This is a genomic window from Pseudomonas sp. A (genome assembly GCF_056270345.1).
Genome location: NZ_CM149873.1, coordinates 5,767,847 through 5,783,224 on the forward strand (window position 1 = coordinate 5,767,847; position 15,378 = coordinate 5,783,224).

The 15,378-nt window shown below is 64.2% G+C and carries 15 protein-coding genes; 7 read left to right on the forward strand and 8 right to left on the reverse strand.

Annotation, left to right across the window (positions count from 1 at the left end; genetic code table 11):
• The first annotated feature begins 172 nt into the window (after positions 1-172).
• From AC0MAZ_RS25760 to AC0MAZ_RS25770, 3 genes are all read left to right on the forward strand, one after another.
• A complete protein-coding gene (locus AC0MAZ_RS25760) occupies positions 173-1,141 on the forward strand; it encodes a polyprenyl synthetase family protein (RefSeq protein WP_065864077.1) in 969 nt (322 codons plus the stop codon).
• Positions 1,142-1,325: 184 nt separating this feature from the next.
• Positions 1,326-1,667: a zinc ribbon domain-containing protein YjdM gene (locus AC0MAZ_RS25765; protein ID WP_046857186.1), complete on the forward strand. Its 342-nt coding sequence runs from the start codon at positions 1,326-1,328 to the stop codon at positions 1,665-1,667.
• A gap of 151 nt (positions 1,668-1,818) precedes the next feature.
• A complete protein-coding gene (locus AC0MAZ_RS25770; RefSeq protein WP_028691179.1) occupies positions 1,819-2,064 on the forward strand; it encodes a PA4570 family protein in 246 nt (81 codons plus the stop codon).
• A 76-nt stretch (positions 2,065-2,140) separates the two neighbouring features.
• On the opposite strand, the gene AC0MAZ_RS25775 is transcribed toward AC0MAZ_RS25770, so the two are convergent.
• From AC0MAZ_RS25775 to AC0MAZ_RS25795, 5 genes are all read right to left on the reverse strand, one after another.
• A complete protein-coding gene (locus tag AC0MAZ_RS25775; protein WP_203650529.1) occupies positions 2,141-2,758 on the reverse strand; it encodes an FKBP-type peptidyl-prolyl cis-trans isomerase in 618 nt (205 codons plus the stop codon).
• Positions 2,759-2,843: 85 nt separating this feature from the next.
• Positions 2,844-3,149: a DUF6482 family protein gene (locus AC0MAZ_RS25780; protein ID WP_186712960.1), complete on the reverse strand. Its 306-nt coding sequence runs from the start codon at positions 3,147-3,149 to the stop codon at positions 2,844-2,846.
• Positions 3,150-3,328: 179 nt separating this feature from the next.
• Positions 3,329-3,817, reverse strand: coding sequence for a TIGR00645 family protein (locus AC0MAZ_RS25785; RefSeq protein ID WP_203650525.1), 489 nt, complete (start codon positions 3,815-3,817; stop codon positions 3,329-3,331).
• A gap of 236 nt (positions 3,818-4,053) precedes the next feature.
• Complete coding sequence (locus tag AC0MAZ_RS25790; protein WP_023631147.1) at positions 4,054-4,392, reverse strand: PA4575 family protein; 339 nt, start codon at positions 4,390-4,392, stop codon at positions 4,054-4,056.
• Positions 4,393-4,555: 163 nt separating this feature from the next.
• Complete coding sequence (locus AC0MAZ_RS25795) at positions 4,556-6,994, reverse strand: Lon protease family protein (RefSeq protein WP_203650523.1); 2,439 nt, start codon at positions 6,992-6,994, stop codon at positions 4,556-4,558.
• 254 nt (positions 6,995-7,248) lie between these two features.
• On the opposite strand from AC0MAZ_RS25795, the gene AC0MAZ_RS25800 reads away from it, so the two are divergent.
• The 4 genes from AC0MAZ_RS25800 to AC0MAZ_RS25815 all read left to right on the forward strand — a co-directional run bounded on the left by AC0MAZ_RS25800 (position 7,249) and on the right by AC0MAZ_RS25815 (position 10,773).
• On the forward strand, positions 7,249-7,737 hold the full coding sequence (locus AC0MAZ_RS25800; protein WP_028691183.1) for a DUF3015 domain-containing protein: 489 nt from the start codon (positions 7,249-7,251) through the stop codon (positions 7,735-7,737).
• A gap of 78 nt (positions 7,738-7,815) precedes the next feature.
• Entirely contained in the window at positions 7,816-9,669 is a 1,854-nt protein-coding gene (locus AC0MAZ_RS25805; RefSeq protein WP_475859673.1) for an Lnb N-terminal periplasmic domain-containing protein, read from the forward strand.
• Between the two features lie 180 nt (positions 9,670-9,849).
• Positions 9,850-10,206, forward strand: a complete 357-nt coding sequence (locus AC0MAZ_RS25810; protein ID WP_475861501.1) for a hypothetical protein — start codon at positions 9,850-9,852, stop codon at positions 10,204-10,206.
• 69 nt (positions 10,207-10,275) lie between these two features.
• Positions 10,276-10,773: a GreA/GreB family elongation factor gene (locus AC0MAZ_RS25815; RefSeq protein ID WP_475859675.1), complete on the forward strand. Its 498-nt coding sequence runs from the start codon at positions 10,276-10,278 to the stop codon at positions 10,771-10,773.
• Between the two features lie 134 nt (positions 10,774-10,907).
• Here the strand turns inward: AC0MAZ_RS25815 and gdhA are convergent, their stop codons facing one another.
• The 3 genes from gdhA to AC0MAZ_RS25830 all read right to left on the reverse strand — a co-directional run bounded on the left by gdhA (position 10,908) and on the right by AC0MAZ_RS25830 (position 14,824).
• Positions 10,908-12,248: an NADP-specific glutamate dehydrogenase gene (gdhA, locus tag AC0MAZ_RS25820; RefSeq protein WP_203650517.1), complete on the reverse strand. Its 1,341-nt coding sequence runs from the start codon at positions 12,246-12,248 to the stop codon at positions 10,908-10,910.
• Between the two features lie 288 nt (positions 12,249-12,536).
• Positions 12,537-14,204 (reverse strand): energy-dependent translational throttle protein EttA, encoded by a 1,668-nt coding sequence (gene ettA / locus AC0MAZ_RS25825; protein ID WP_186734197.1) that lies wholly within the window; start codon positions 14,202-14,204, stop codon positions 12,537-12,539.
• A 227-nt stretch (positions 14,205-14,431) separates the two neighbouring features.
• Positions 14,432-14,824: a hypothetical protein gene (locus tag AC0MAZ_RS25830; protein WP_475859677.1), complete on the reverse strand. Its 393-nt coding sequence runs from the start codon at positions 14,822-14,824 to the stop codon at positions 14,432-14,434.
• Positions 14,825-15,378: the final 554 nt, after the last annotated feature.

Sequence of the window (15,378 nt, forward strand, 5' to 3'; positions counted from 1 at the left end):
TGGAACGGCCCGGTGCAATTGCGTAAGGCAGGTGCTGCCCAGGAAGTTAGGGTGCGCGATTGTACGCAACCCCATAAATGCTTGCAAGTACCGGCCCGGGGCCACGGCCACCGCGCCTTGACACACCGGGACCCGCGACCTAGCATGCCGCGCAACCTCAATGGAGCAGCCGATGCAACCCCAATCCTTCTACCGCGCGGTAGCTGATGATTTCAGCGCCGTCGACGAGATCATCAAGAAGCAGCTGACCTCGCGCGTCCCGCTGGTATCGAAGATCGGCGACTATATCACCTCCGCCGGCGGCAAACGCCTGCGCCCGCTGCTGGTGCTGCTGTGCGGCAAGGCCCTGGGCCGCGAAGGCGACGACCTGCGCCTGCTGGCGGCGACCATCGAGTTCCTGCACACCGCCACCTTGCTGCACGACGACGTGGTCGACATGTCCGGCATGCGCCGTGGCCGCTCCACCGCCAACGCCCTGTGGGGCAACGCGCCGAGCGTGCTGGTGGGCGACTTCCTCTATTCGCGCTCGTTCGAGATGATGGTCGAGCTGGGCTCGATGCCGGTCATGCAGATCCTCTCCAAGGCCACCCGGGTGATCGCCGAGGGTGAAGTGCTGCAGCTGTCGCGCGTGCGCGACGCCAGCACCACCGAAGAGGTGTACATGGACGTCATCCGCGGCAAGACCGCGATGCTGTTCGAGGCCTCGACCCACAGCGCCGCCGCGCTGGCCGGCGCCAGCGACGAGCAGCGCGAAGCACTGCGCACTTTCGGCGACCACCTGGGCGTGGCCTTCCAGCTGGTCGACGACCTGCTCGACTACAAGGGCGACTCCGAGACCCTGGGCAAGAACGTCGGCGACGACCTGGCCGAAGGCAAGCCGACCCTGCCGCTGATCTACACCATGCGCGAAGGCACCCCGGAGCAGGCCGCGCTGGTGCGCCAGGCGATCCAGAAAGGTGGCCTGGAAGACCTGGAGCAGATCCGCATCGCCGTCGAGGCATCCGGCGCCCTGGACTACACCGCGCAGATGGCCCGCGACTACGTCGCCCGCGCCATCGCCTGCCTGGAAGTGCTGCCGGCCAGCGAGTACCGGGATGCCCTGGTCGAGCTGAGCGAGTTCGCGGTCGCGCGCACCCACTAAACAAATCGCGTCGCCTTCTTCGCGGGTAAACCCGCTCCCACAGGTACCCCACTGCTCTTGAAAGCATGGTTTACCTGTGGGAGCGGGTTTACCCGCGAATGCTTTTGCACAGGCGAAGCACATTTCCCAGGCAAAACCTTATACAATGTGCGCCTTTACCCGCCTGTACTTGAAAGGAAAAGCCGTGAGCACTCTGCCACCCTGCCCCCAATGCAACTCCGAATACACCTATGAGGATGGCACCCAACTGATCTGCCCCGAATGCGCCCACGAGTGGTCGGCCAACGGCGAAGCCGAAGCCGCCAGCGACGACGTGGTGAAGAAGGATTCGGTCGGCAACGTCCTGCAGGACGGCGACACCGTCACCGTGATCAAGGACCTCAAGGTCAAGGGTTCGTCCCTGGTGGTCAAGGTCGGCACCAAGGTCAAGAACATCCGTCTGTGCGATGGCGACCACGACATCGACTGCAAGATCGACGGCATCGGCGCGATGAAGCTCAAGTCCGAGTTCGTGCGCAAGGTCTGATCTCCTGCCCCTCGGGGCTGCCCTGCGGGCGGCCCTGACAGATCCTGCAACAGGATCGCCTGCACCATTTGGAAGATTTCTTCCAATAGTCCCTTGCCATTTTGATAATAAGAATTATTCTCATTGGAAACGCTATCCAAGGAGAATAGCCATGACCTATCTGATCGACGCCTGGCTCGACCGCCCCCACCCCTACCTGCGTATCCTCCACCGCGAGACTGGCGAAGTGTGCGCCGTACTCGAGGAAGACGCGCTCGACGAACTGCGTGACCAGGGTGACCTGGACCTCACGGGGTTGAATTCGAGTGAACCCGGGGTGCTCAAGGAGCTGGTGAGGAATCTGTTTCTGTTCTGCTATGCGCGGGCGTTGCGCCCGGGGGGAACGGATTGGAACTGAAAGGCATCGCGGGTCAAGCCCGCTCCCACTGGTGCTCTGCTACTTCGTGGGAGCGGGCTTGACCCGCGATCAGGCATTACAGAACGTCGAGCAGCTCGACGTCGAACACCAGGGTGCTGTGCGGCGGGATGCTGCCGACGCCCTGGGCGCCGTAGGCCAGCTCGCTCGGCACGTACAGGCGCCATTTGCTGCCGGCGTTCATCAGCTGCAGGGCCTCGGTCCAGCCAGCGATCACGCCACCGACCGGGAATTCGGCCGGCTGGCCGCGCTCGTAGGAGCTGTCGAACACGGTGCCGTCGATCAGGGTACCGTGGTAGTGGGTACGCACGTTGTCTTCGCGGGTCGGCTTGGCGCCTTCGCCTGCGGTCAGCACTTCGTACTGCAGGCCCGAGGCCAGGGTCACGATGCCTTCGCGCTTGGCGTTGAAGGCCAGGAAGTCCTTGCCGGCGGCAGCGGCGGCTTCGGCCTTGGCTGCGGCTTCGGCCTGCATCACTTCGCGGATGACCTTGAAGGCGGCCGACAGGTCTTCTTCGCTGACGCGGCTGTCGGCGCCGTTGAAGGCGTCGGTCAGGCCGGCAACGATAGCGTTCAGGTTGACGCCTGGTGGCGGGTTGTCACGCAGCTGGCCGCCCAGTTGGCGGCCGATGCCGTAGCTGACGCGGGATTCGTCGGTGGACAGGTTGAGTTCGGACATTGGCTTGCTCCGCTTAAGGGCGCACTGCATCCGCGCCCTAATGAAAAGGGCGAGCAGCCTAGCACACTGGTGCCGCGCGAAGCAGCTACCAGGCCGAACGCTGGGAAATCGGGACCTTGAGGTCTTCTTCCGGGTGCAGACCCAGGCCACACATCTCATCCTGCACGGACCAGTGAACCAGGTTCATCGACAGCAGGGGAAGCGCTTGCAGGAGCTGACGCGCGTCTTCGACCGAGTGCACGCGCAAGCGCTTGCCACGCGCATCGTCCAATGGGTGGGCACGGCCCTTGACCCGGGCCTCGAGCAGGTAGTCACCACCTTCGATGGCGATCAGGTTGAGTTCGTCGACATGGCCAGCCCTGGCCTCGGTATTGAGCTGATGCAGGTTCATGGGCGTACCTCGCTGCGGGAACCACGCATGAGTGCTCATTTTTTGTACAGAACCTTGGATTAGACAAGGCACCGCTCGTCAGTTGCAGCGCATTGCCTTCTTCGCGGGTAAACCCGCTCCCACAGGGTTGGCAGAGAACCTGTGGGAGCGGGTTTACCCGCGAATGGCCCTTGCAGGCATCAGTGCTTGGTAATGCGATCCAAATAACCCATGACAAACGCCGAGATGACGAAGGTCATGTGGATGATCACGTACCACATCAGGTAGTCGGTGGAGATGTTCTGCGCATCCATGAACACCCGCAGCAGGTGGATCGACGAGATAGCGACGATGGACGCGGCGACCTTCATCTTCAGCGACGAAGAATCCATCTTGCCGAGCCAGTTGAGCTTCTCCTTGCTGTCGTCGATGTCCAGCTGCGAGACGAAGTTCTCGTAGCCCGAGATCATCACCATCACCAACAGGCCGCCGACCAGCGACATGTCGATCAGCGACAGGATCACCAGGATCAGGTCGGCCTCGGCGAGGGTGAAGACGTTGGGCAGGACATGGATGATTTCCTGGAAGAACTTCAGGGCCAGTGCCAGCAGGCCAAGCGAGAGGCCGAAGTAGATCGGGGCGAGCAGCCAGCGTGAGGCATACATCGCGTTTTCGAGGATACGTTCCATGGACAGTAGGGGACTCGTGAAGTGACTGGAAAAGCGAGCGCGAGTATAGCCAGCCACCTGTGACAGCAAAAGCCTGCGGCTGGTTGCCGCACGTGGGAACGGGCTTTGTGGAGACGACTTCGTGGGAGCGGGCTTGCCCCGCGATGGCGCCAGCCATCTTGTCACAATGGCCAGGCCGGGCCTTTATCGCGGGGCAAGCCCGCTCCCACGGGAACCTGGTTCCACAGGAAAGACGCTCAGGTCTCCGGATGGAACTGATAGTCCCCAAGATTGCGGCAACGCTCACCGTTGATCCGGCGCAACTGCGCCTGCAGGTGCAGGCACCAGATCTGCGGGTCTTCCGCGACCTGATAACCATGAAGGGTGAGGCTGTCGACGATGGCGTTCATCACCGACTCGGCCACCATCGGCCCATGGAACGGGCCCTGGGCCTTGATCGCCGAGGGTTGTTCGCCGGCCATGCCGGCGGCGAACAGCAAGGTCCACATGCCGTTGTCCCCGGCCAACGGACGGATGCTGCATTCGATGCGGGTCACCAGGCCCAGGCACTGGCGGGTGAGGCTGAGGTTGCGCATGGCGGCGTCCCCTCTGTAAAGCCCTGTTCAGCCTGAAACCCTCAGGCTGTTTCCATCCTGAACCCTGACAACGTCCTTAAGTTCCACTTTAGCCGAGCTGAGGAAAAAGTTGGAAAACCGGCGCTGAACGGTAGCACATGGCCGCCAGCGCCGGTTTATTGACTCAGGCAGGCTTGGCCTGGGCGATGACCTCCTCCATGCGCTCCTTCTCGGCCTCCTTGATCTCCTCCTCGCTGATCATCTCGGCGATCACCCGCAGGCGCTCGACCACCCGGGCGTTGACGCTGCCCTCGGCGAATTCGCCCTTGTCGTCGACCGCGCCGGCTTCCTCGCCGACCAGCAGGCTCAGCGCCTCGTCGGCCTGGCTGACGGCGTAGACATGGAAGCGCCCGGCCTCGACCGCCTGCACCACCCGCTCGTCGAGCATCAGTGTGGCGACGTTGGCCCGCGGGATGATCACGCCCTGTTCGCCGGTCAGGCCACGGGCCTCGCAGAGACGGAAGAAGCCTTCGATCTTCTCGTTGACCCCGCCGACCGCCTGCACCTCGCCGAACTGGTTGATCGAGCCGGTGATGGCGAAGCACTGCTTGAGCGGCGTGCGCGACAGCGCCGAAATCAGTGTGCAGGCCTCGCCCAGCGAGGCGCTGTCGCCATCGACGTAGCCGTAGGACTGCTCCAGGGCGATGCTCGCCGAGATCGCCAGGGGGAACTCCTGGGCGTAGCGGCTGCCCAGGTAGCCGGTGAGGATCATCACCCCCTTGGAGTGGATCGGCTGGCCGAGGTTGACCTCGCGCTCGATGTCGACGATGCCGCTGCCGCCGGGGTAGACGGTGGCGGAAATCCGCGCCGGCATGCCGAACGCCGAATCACCGACCTCGAGCACGGTCAGGCCGTTGCACTTGCCGATCGCCGCGCCTTCGGTGTCGATCAGGATGATCCCGGCGAGCATGTCGTCGAGCACCCGCTGCGACACCCGCCCGGTGCGCTGGGCCTTGGCCTTGAGCGCGCGCTCGATGTGGCCGGCATCGGTCATGGCCTCGTTGGCCAGCTGGCGGATGAAGTCCGCCTCGCTGACCAGCTGGAACAGGTCGCCGATCCGTGCCGACAACCGCGACTGGTTCTCGGCCAGGCGCGCGCTGTAGGTGGCCAGGCGCGCCACCGCATCGCTGGTCAAAGGCGCCATGCCCTCTTCGTTGGTGCGGGTGCGCAACAGCTGGGCGAACTGCTCCAGGTTCTCGTCGACCATGGGCATGTCTTCGTCGAAATCCACCAGCACCCGGAACATCTCCTGGAAGTCCGAGTCGTGGTCCTGCAGCGCGTAGTACAGCTGGCGCGAGCCGATGATCACCAGCTTGACGCTGAGCGGGATCATCTGCGGCGTCAGGCTGACGGTGGCGACACGACCCAGTTCGCCCAGCGGCGACTCCATCTTCAGCTTGCGCGATTGCAGGGCGCGCTTGAGGGCGTCCCAGACGAACGGCTCGCCGAGCATCTTCTCCGCTTCCAGGATCAGGAAGCCGCCGTTGGCGCGGTGCAACGCCCCCGCGCGCAACTGGCGGTAGGAGGTGTACAACGCGCCCTGGTCGGTGCTGTATTCAATGCGGCCGAACAGGTTGTCGTAGGTCGGGTGCGGCTCGAACACCACCGGCGCCCCGCCCTTGCCGGGATGGCCGACCACCAGGTTGGGCGCGTACTGCTCCTCGAGCATCTTGCGCGCCACGGCGTCGGTCTTGCTGTCATCGACCAACTGCTCGACCACGGTGCGCAGCAGGTTCAGCTGCACCGATTGCAGGTAGGCGCACACTGCGGCGTTTTCCGCGTACTTCTCCGACAGCGGCGCCAGCAGCGGCTGCAGGGCGAGGGTGATGGTCTCTTCATTGAGCTGGCGCAACTGGTTGTTCGATTCGCGCTTCCACTGCGGCAGGCTGGAGAGCTCCTCGTTCAGGCGTTCCTCCAGCTCGGCGATGTCCTCGTGGAAGCGCTCGCGCAACGCCTCCGGCAGTTGGGCGAATTCGGCTTCATCCAACGCCTTGCCATCGGCCATGGGGGTGAAGGCGACATTGCTGCTGTCGCGGTACAGGGCCACGTCCTTTTCCAGCGAGGCCCGTTCGATCACGTCCAGCGCCCGGTCGTAACGCTGGTTGAAGGCGCGGTCGATGGCGCTCTTCTTCTGCTGGTAGGACGGGTGCTCGAACACCGCCGGGAAGGTGGCCAGCAGGTTGTCGATCAGCCCGTTCATGTCGCTGATGAACTCATGGGCGCTGCCGGACGGCAGCTCGAGGGCGCGGGGCTCGCGGGAGTCCTCGAAGTTGTTGACGTACAGCCAGTCGGCCGGGGTGTGCTGGCGCTTGCCTTCGGCCTTGAGGTAACGCTTGACGAACGAGAAGCGGCCCGTGCCGGGCTCGCCCATCACATACACGTTGTAACCGGGGCGCGGCATGGCCACGCCGAACTGCAGGGCCTCGACGGCACGCTCCTGGCCCAGGACGCCACGAAACGGCTCCAGGTCGTCGGTGTTGGAGAAAGCGAACTGTTCAGCGGAGAAACGCCGGGTCAGGGCTTCGGGCGCGAGACGCAGGCGCGAGGCGACAGAATCGGGCATTGGGTTTCCTTACTTCGGCGGGGCGGATGGAAGGCATTCTGGCGCCGCCAGCGCGCAGCGGCAAGGCTCCGTGGGACTTTATGTCACAGCCCAACATGGCCGATCGCGCAAGCAATTTTTCGCAATAAACAACGCAACCTTTGGATCGTGCCTAAACTCCAAGCTGCGCAGGGGGATGGAAATCCTCCCGCCCTGGCAACCGCGTTGCCAGAACCCTGACCATTGGTACGTCACTTGAGAAAGAGAACAACGCTATGAAACGGATTCTTCTGGGTACTCTGTTCGCCGCTGTCTCGATCAACGCCATGGCCGAAGCGCCGGGCGGCCCGAACTGCGGCTGGGGCAACCTGCTGTTCGAGGGCCAGCGCGGCACACCGGCCCACTTCCTGGCTTCCACCACCAACGGCACCTCCGGCAACGCAACCTTCGGCATGACCTCGGGCACCAACGGCTGCTCGACCAAGGCCGCGCTCACCTATGGCGGCAAATCCTGGTTCGCCATGAACGGCATGATGAACGAGCTCTCCGAAGACATGGCCCAGGGCCAGGGCGAAGCCCTGACCACCTATGCCGTGGTCCTCGGTGTAGCCCCTGAAGACCGCGCTCGCTTCGCCGCCGTCACCCATGAGCACTTCCAGCAGATCTTCAGCAGCGCCGACGTGACTGCCGAGACTGTCCACTCCAACACCCTGGCCGTGCTCAAGAGCGACCCGCAACTGGCCAAGTACGCCACCGAGGCTTGAGTTCCACGCCTCCCGCCCCGGTTGCGGGGCGGGTTTGGCGCTTCACCTTCCGGCATCATCAGGATGTAGTTGCCCGACATGCTCAAACGCCTCGCTTCCCTGGCGCTGATCGTCAGCGCACCGATTCATGCCGCACCCCAGCTCGACCCGGCCCGCGTCCAGCAGTTGGCGGCCACGCCCTACTGGATCGCCCTCGGGCACTACGAGACCGCCAAGCTCGGCGGCTGGCGCAGCTATGTGGACGATCGACGCTTCTTCCTCGCCGAAGATGGCGCCCATCACCCGGACCAAGAGCTGCAGGCCACGGTCGCCGCCCTGTACGCCCCGGCCAGCCTGGGCGACAAGCATGCCCAGTGCGTGTTCCCCGCACGCACCCGCTGGCTGCGCGAGCAGCTGGACCTCACCGGCCTGCCGAGCCCGGACTGCCAGGAATTCAAGACCTGGTACAAATCCATCGACCCGCACAGCGCAACGCTGATCTTCCCGGCGGCCTACCTCAACAGCCCGTCGTCGATGTTCGGCCACACGCTGCTGCGCATCGACCAGTCCAACACCCGCCGCGACGACACCACGCTGTTGAGTTACGCGATCAACTTCGGCGCCTACATCGAAGGCAGCGACAACAGCATCCTCTATGCCTGGAAGGGCCTGATGGGTGGCTATCCCGGCCTGTTCGCGATGATGCCCTACCAGGAGAAGCTCTCCGAGTACCGCAGCCTGGAAAACCGCGACCTGTGGGAATACCAGTTGGACCTGACGCCCGAGGAGACCGGACGCATGGTCGAGCACGTGTGGGAGCTCAAGCAGATCAAGTTCGACTACTTCTTCTTCGACGAGAACTGCTCCTACCGCCTGCTGGAACTGCTGCAGGTGGCACGCCCGAGCCTGGACCTGACCTCGCAGTTCCCGCTGACCGCCATTCCCACCGACACGGTCAAGGCGGTCAAGCAGTCGGGGCTGGTCTCCGACGTGCGCTACCGCCCCTCCCGCGAGCGCGAGCTGCTGGCCCGCGCCGAGCCGCTGGACCATGAGGAGAAACAGCAGGTTTTGGCCATCAGCGCCGACACCGCCCAGTTGCAGAGTCCTGACTTCACCGCCCTGCCCCGCGAGCGCCAGGCGCTGGTGCAGGATGCCGCCTACCGCCTGGAACGCTACCGGGCCAACGGCCAGGAACGCGACCCGGCCCAGGCCGCGCGCAGTTTCGAACTGCTCAAGGCGATCAACCGCAACCCGCCGCCACCGCTGGCGATCGAGCGTCCAGGCCTGCCCGAGGACGGCCACCAGTCGCGCACCTGGCAACTGGGCGTCGGCAGCCGTGAAGACCGTGCCTATGCCGAGTACGGCCTGCGCATGGCCTATCACGACCTCAACGACAACCTGTATGGCTTCCCGCTGGGCGCGCAGATCGAGATCCTCCAGCTCAAGCTGCGCCAGTACGAGGGCAACGACTGGCAGGTGCAGCGCCTGGACCTGGCCACCATCCGCTCGCTGACCCCGCGCAATGAGTTGCTCAAGCCCTGGTCGTGGCAGGTCGCCGGGGGCCTGGAGCGGGTGCCGGGCAAGCACGACGACGAGGTGCTGGTCAGCCATGTCAACGGCGGCGCCGGCGGCACCTGGCAGCTGGGCGACGACCTGCTGGGCTTTGCCCTGGGTACAGTGCGGGTTGAACACCACAATGATTTCGCCGAATTCATCTCGCCGGCGGCCGGGTTCAATGGCGGGCTGCTATGGCGCAATGGGCTGGGCAACCTGACCCTGGAGGCCAAGGGGGATTACTTTGCCAATGGCGAGGTACGGCGCAGCGTGAGCCTGAACCAGCAGTGGGAAATCAGCCGTGACCTGGGGCTGAGGTTGAGCGCTTCGCGGCAGTTCAGTCATCTGGCCACGGCGCAGAACGAGGTGATGCTGGAGCTGAAGTGGTATCAGTATTGAAACCGTGGGGCCGCTGCGCAGCCCTTTCGCGGCACGAGGCCGCTCCTACACTGTAGGAGCGGCCTCGTGCCGCGAAAGGACCGCAAAGCGGTCCAGGTGCAATCCTTCGACAGCGTTTTGACATCGCGCCGACAATTCCCCTCCTAGACTTTGCAGTATCACTCCGAGGGTCTGGTGGCCATGTTGCGGTACGGGTTGGGATTGTGCGTCGTGTTACTGCTGGCGGGGTGCGAGACCACCCATGAACAGATGGTCAATCAAGGCTATCCCCCCGCCTACGCCGACGGCTTCCAGGACGGCTGCAGCAGCGGTCGCCAGGCCGCCGGGCTGATGGCCGGCGACTTTCGCAAGGATGTCCCGCGCTACCTGCGCAATCGCCAGTACGAAAGCGGCTGGGACGACGGCTTTCGCCAGTGCCACGCCATGCAGTCCAACGAAGACCTGCGCGAATACCGCGAACGCTACTGGGACGAGCGCGACCGCGACTGGCAGCAGGAAAAGGACCAGGACGCCGCCCGCGCCTATCGCCGCAAGTGACGTCGCAAACGGACAACCGTTGCAACCCGCAACCTGCCACCATGGTCTCCAGTACAAGGAGGCCTTTGCATGAGCCGAGCATTCGTCAACGAGGACCAGGCCGCCGCCCAGGCCAGCCAGCCGGTGGAGCGACGCGTCAGCGACCAGCCCAACTATGTCACTGCCAGCGGTCTTGCCCAGTTGCAGCAACGGCTGGCCGCGCTCAATGCGCTACGCGGCGAGCTGCAAGCGCAGGGCGAGCGGGCCGACCGACAGCGATTGGCCGATACCGAGCGTGACCTGCGCTACTTCAACGCCCGCGTACAAAGTGCGCAGGTGGTCCCTACTGCCACGTCCACGCAGAAGGTACAGATTGGCAGCCGGGTGCGCTTTGTCGATGAGGATGGCCGGGAGCATCAGGTGCAACTGGTGGGCGAGGACCAGGCAGATGCGCAGCATGGGCTGATCAACTGGGGCTCACCGCTGGGGCGGGCGTTGCTGGGGGCGGGGCCTGGGGATGAGGTGTTGTGGCGAAGGCCGGTGGGGGATCAGATGATCGAGATTGCCGGGATCGAGGTAGAGGGTTGAGGGGCTGCTTTGCAGCCCTTTCGCGGCACAAGGCCGCTCCTACAGGTATTGCGCAAAGATTGGACCATGCGCTGTACCTGTAGGAGCGGCCTTGTGCCGCGAAAGGGCCGCAGAGCGGCCCCTGCGATCCGAGATCAGACCACGCCCTGGGCCAGCATGGCATCGGCGACTTTCACAAAGCCCGCGATGTTGGCGCCTTTCACATAGTTGATGCGGCCATCAGCCTCTTCCCCATAATGCACGCACGCATGGTGGATCGACTGCATGATGTGGTGCAGCTTGCTGTCCACCTCGCCTGCAGTCCACAGCAGGCGCATGGCGTTCTGCGACATCTCAAGGCCCGACACGGCCACGCCACCGGCGTTGGAAGCCTTGCCCGGCGCATAGAGGATGCCGGCCTCGATGAAGATATCCACAGCCTCCAGGGTAGTCGGCATGTTGGCGCCCTCGGCCACGCAGATGCAGCCGTTGCGCAGCAGGGTACGGGCGTCCTCGGCGTTCAGCTCGTTCTGGGTGGCGCACGGCAGGGCGATGTCGCACGGCAGGCTCCACGGCGTCTGCCCCTTGCGGAACTCCAGGCCGAACGGCCCGGCCAGCTCGCTGAGGCGGCCACGCTTGACGTTCTTCAGTTCCATCAGCGCATCCCATTGCGCGTCGCTCAGCCCGGCTTCACAGAACAGGGTGCCTTCGGAGTCGGACAGCGAGATGACCTTGCCGCCCAGGTCCATGACCTTGCGCGCGGCGTACTGGGCGACGTTGCCGGAGCCTGAGATCGCCACGCGGCGACCGTCGATGCGCTTGTCCTGGCGCTTGAGCATCTCTTCGGCGAAATACACGCAGCCGTAGCCGGTGGCCTCCGGACGGATCAGGCTGCCGCCGTAGGTCATGCCCTTGCCGGTCAGCACCGAGGTGAACTGGTTGGCCAGGCGCTTGTACTGGCCGAACAGGAAGCCGATCTCGCGGGCGCCGACACCGATGTCACCAGCCGGCACGTCGAGGTCGGCGCCGATGTGACGGTACAGCTCGCTCATGAATGCCTGGCAGAAGCGCATCACTTCGGCGTCGCTCTTGCCCTTCGGATCGAAGTCCGAACCGCCCTTGCCGCCGCCCATGGGCAGCGAGGTCAGCGAGTTCTTGAACACCTGCTCGAAGGCCAGGAACTTGAGCACGCCCAGGTTCACCGACGGGTGGAAGCGCAGGCCGCCCTTGTACGGGCCGATGGCGCTGCTCATCTGGATGCGGTAGCCGCGGTTGACCTGGACCTTGCCCTGGTCATCGACCCACGACACACGAAACAGCACGGCGCGCTCGGGCTCGACCATGCGCTCGAGGATGCCCGCCTGCAGGTAGTGAGGATTGGCTTCGAGGAAAGGCCACAGGCTGCGCAGCACCTCCTCCACGGCCTGGTGGAACTCGGGCTGGGCCGGGTCACGCTGCTGCAACCGGGCCAGGAAATCGTCGACAGATTCGATCATGGTAGACATCTCACCAAGAGGGATTGTTTTTGGTTTTTTCCCGAATGTACCAAGAACCAATCGCACTGGAACAGGGCGAAATGTCGTTTTTATGAAATTATTTGGTGCAATTTCTATAAGTGTATACAGAATCAATGACTGAATCGTGGGAGCGGGCTTGCCCCGCGATTGCCTGAGCGCGAGCCATCGCGAGGCAAGCCCGCTCCCACGCAAACAAAGACAAACAGCATATTCCAGGCACAAAAATGGGGCCCCGAAGGGCCCCATTCTTGTGCAACCGAAACCGCCTTACTGGGCCAGTTTCTTGTGACGCACACGGTGCGGCTGGGCAGCGGCGTCGCCCAGGCGCTTCTTGCGGTCGGCTTCGTACTCGGTGTAGTTGCCCTCGAAGAACACCACGCTCGAGTCGTCCTCGTACGCCAGGATGTGAGTGGCCACACGGTCCAGGAACCAACGGTCGTGGGAAATCACGATGGCGGCGCCCGGGAAGTCCAGCAGGGCTTCTTCCAGGGAACGCAGGGTTTCGACGTCGAGGTCGTTGGACGGTTCGTCGAGCAGCAGGACGTTGCCGCCCTCCTTCAGGGTCAGGGCCAGGTGCAGGCGGCCACGCTCACCACCGGAGAGGTCCTTGACGAACTTCTGCTGGTCGCCGCCCTTGAAGTTGAAGCGGCCGACGTAGGTGCGCGACGGGATCTCGTAGCTGCCGATGCGAATCTGGTCGGAACCGTCGGAGATCTGCTGGAACACGGTCTTGCTGCCGTCCAGGTCCTCGCGGCTCTGGTCGACGCAGGCCAGCTGCACGGTTTCGCCGATCTCGATGCTACCCGAGTCCGGTTGCTCCTTGCCCATCAGCATGCGGAACAGGGTCGACTTACCGGCACCGTTGCCGCCGATCACGCCAACGATGGCGCCCTTGGGCATGGCGAACGACAGGTTGTCGATCAGCACGCGATCGCCGTAGCCCTTGGTGACGTTCTTGAACTCGATGACCTTGTCGCCCAGGCGCGGACCGGCCGGGATGTAGATCTCGTTGGTCTCGCTGCGCTTCTGGAATTCCTGCGACTGCATCTCTTCGAAGCGCTGCAGACGGGCCTTGGACTTGGACTGGCGGGCTTTCGCGCCTTTGCGCACCCACTCCAGTTCCTCTTTCATGGCCTTCTCGTGGGCGCTCTGCTGCTTGGATTCCTGGGCCAGACGATCCGACTTGGCCTCCAGCCAGCCCGAGTAGTTGCCTTCGTACGGGATGCCAGCGCCGCGGTCCAGTTCGAGGATCCAGCCGGCGACGTTGTCGAGGAAGTAACGGTCGTGGGTGATCGCCACCACGGTGCCGGGGAAGTCGTGGAGGAAACGCTCAAGCCAGGCCACCGAGTCGGCGTCCAGGTGGTTGGTCGGTTCGTCCAGCAGCAGCATGTCGGGAGCCGACAGCAGCAGGCGGCACAGGGCCACGCGGCGCTTCTCGCCACCGGACAGGTGCTCGATCCTGGCGTCCCAGGCCGGCAGGCGCAGGGCGTCGGCGGCGACGTCCAGCTGACGCTCCAGGTTGTGGCCGTCGGCGGCCTGCAGGATGGCCTCGAGCTTGGCCTGCTCGGCGGCCAGCTTGTCGAAGTCGGCATCCGGGTCGGCGTAGGCGGCGTAGACCTCGTCCAGGCGAGCCTGGGCGTCCTTGATCACGCTGACCGCTTCCTCGACCACTTCACGCACGGTCTTGGTCGGGTCCAGTTGCGGCTCCTGGGGCAGGTAGCCGACGTTGATGTCGGGCATCGGACGGGCTTCGCCGTCGAATTCCTTGTCGACGCCTGCCATGATCCGCAGCAGGGTCGATTTACCCGCGCCGTTCAGGCCCAGCACGCCGATCTTGGCGCCCGGGAAGAACGACAGGGAAATGTTCTTGAGAATTTCCCGCTTCGGCGGCACGACCTTGCTCAGCCGATGCATGGTGTAGACGTATTGAGCCAAAACCAAGCCCTCTATCAGATAGGTAAAGACACGCGCCCCGGCATGGGCCAGGGGGATGTAGTTACGGGGTGTCGTTGAACAAAGTGGGCCATTCTACGCCAAGTCGCGGCGTTGCACAGATGGGGTAGATGGCGGGGCCGCTCGGCGGCTATCGCGGGTCAAGCCCGCTCCCACGCCACGGCATTGTTTCGTGGGAGCGGGCTTGACCCGCGATAGGGTGAGCAGGCTCAGACGTGAGCTTGCCTTACCTTGCCACGCGGCAGACGGCAACGGTCCGACTGTTCGGACAGACGCGCGGCCCAGGCGGCCTTGACGCTGAAGCCACCGCTGCGGGCAGGTTTTTCAGCAGCCTTTGCGGCCGGCTTGCTCGCGACCTTGGCGGGCGCGGCAACAGGCTTGGCAGGCGCCGGGGCGACGGGCTCGACCGCAGGCTTGGCCTGTTTGCGCAGTTCGGCCAGCGACGGCGTCTTGTTGGCACTGACGGCAGCCGTGTCCGGCTTGGCCAGCGAACGCTGGCAGGTCTTGCAGGATACGTCCTCGGCCACGGCCGTGCTGACCAGGGTCTGACTGCTACGCCCACAGGCGGAATCGAGGCCGTTGGAGGAATAGTGGGTAACCAAAACCGTACATCTCCGTTGCGTTGACTATGAAGCGGGCGGCATTCTCGCACAGGTTGCAGGGGCTTGCCGAACCGACATGACCGGCTGCTGACCAGACCGCGGACACACAGACTGGCACTTTGCCATATTTGAAGGCATGCTAGTCGGCTTCTCGCCTGCGTCTTATAGTGCTCAGTGACCACGGCACGCGCCGTGCATGCTGCGAGAACCCAACCCCTGCCATCGCCAGCCCAATCGCAGGACCCAACGCTTGACCAATCTCACGCAACCGTCATCCCTGCGGCCTGCCGACGCCTCGGCCGGTACACACCTGCGTGGCTCGCTCAAGGGGGCGCTGGCCCTGCTCGCCCTGGTTTTGCTGGGTTTGCTGTTGTGGCAACTGTTCGCCCAATTTCGCCATACCCAGGCCGACCTGCGCCAGCACAGCCTGGCGACCAGCGCAGAACTGGCCGACCACCTGAGCCTGAACATGGCGCTCAAGGCCCAGCAATCGCTGAACCTGGTCCAGCCTTACGTCAAACCACCGGCGCCCGCCGCCCTGCCGAGCCTGCTCA

Bases quoted from the DNA above. Each gene is read 5' to 3' on its own strand.
- AC0MAZ_RS25760 (WP_065864077.1), top strand. From the start codon at position 173: ATGCAACCCCAATCCTTCTACCGCGCGGTAGCTGATGATTTCAGCGCC.
- AC0MAZ_RS25770 (WP_028691179.1), top strand. From the start codon at position 1,819: ATGACCTATCTGATCGACGCCTGGCTCGACCGCCCCCACCCCTACCTG.
- AC0MAZ_RS25775 (WP_203650529.1), bottom strand. From the start codon at position 2,758: ATGTCCGAACTCAACCTGTCCACCGACGAATCCCGCGTCAGCTACGGC.
- AC0MAZ_RS25780 (WP_186712960.1), bottom strand. From the start codon at position 3,149: ATGAACCTGCATCAGCTCAATACCGAGGCCAGGGCTGGCCATGTCGAC.
- AC0MAZ_RS25785 (WP_203650525.1), bottom strand. From the start codon at position 3,817: ATGGAACGTATCCTCGAAAACGCGATGTATGCCTCACGCTGGCTGCTC.
- AC0MAZ_RS25790 (WP_023631147.1), bottom strand. From the start codon at position 4,392: ATGCGCAACCTCAGCCTCACCCGCCAGTGCCTGGGCCTGGTGACCCGC.
- AC0MAZ_RS25795 (WP_203650523.1), bottom strand. From the start codon at position 6,994: ATGCCCGATTCTGTCGCCTCGCGCCTGCGTCTCGCGCCCGAAGCCCTG.
- AC0MAZ_RS25800 (WP_028691183.1), top strand. From the start codon at position 7,249: ATGAAACGGATTCTTCTGGGTACTCTGTTCGCCGCTGTCTCGATCAAC.
- AC0MAZ_RS25805 (WP_475859673.1), top strand. From the start codon at position 7,816: ATGCTCAAACGCCTCGCTTCCCTGGCGCTGATCGTCAGCGCACCGATT.
- AC0MAZ_RS25810 (WP_475861501.1), top strand. From the start codon at position 9,850: ATGTTGCGGTACGGGTTGGGATTGTGCGTCGTGTTACTGCTGGCGGGG.
- AC0MAZ_RS25815 (WP_475859675.1), top strand. From the start codon at position 10,276: ATGAGCCGAGCATTCGTCAACGAGGACCAGGCCGCCGCCCAGGCCAGC.
- gdhA (WP_203650517.1), bottom strand. From the start codon at position 12,248: ATGATCGAATCTGTCGACGATTTCCTGGCCCGGTTGCAGCAGCGTGAC.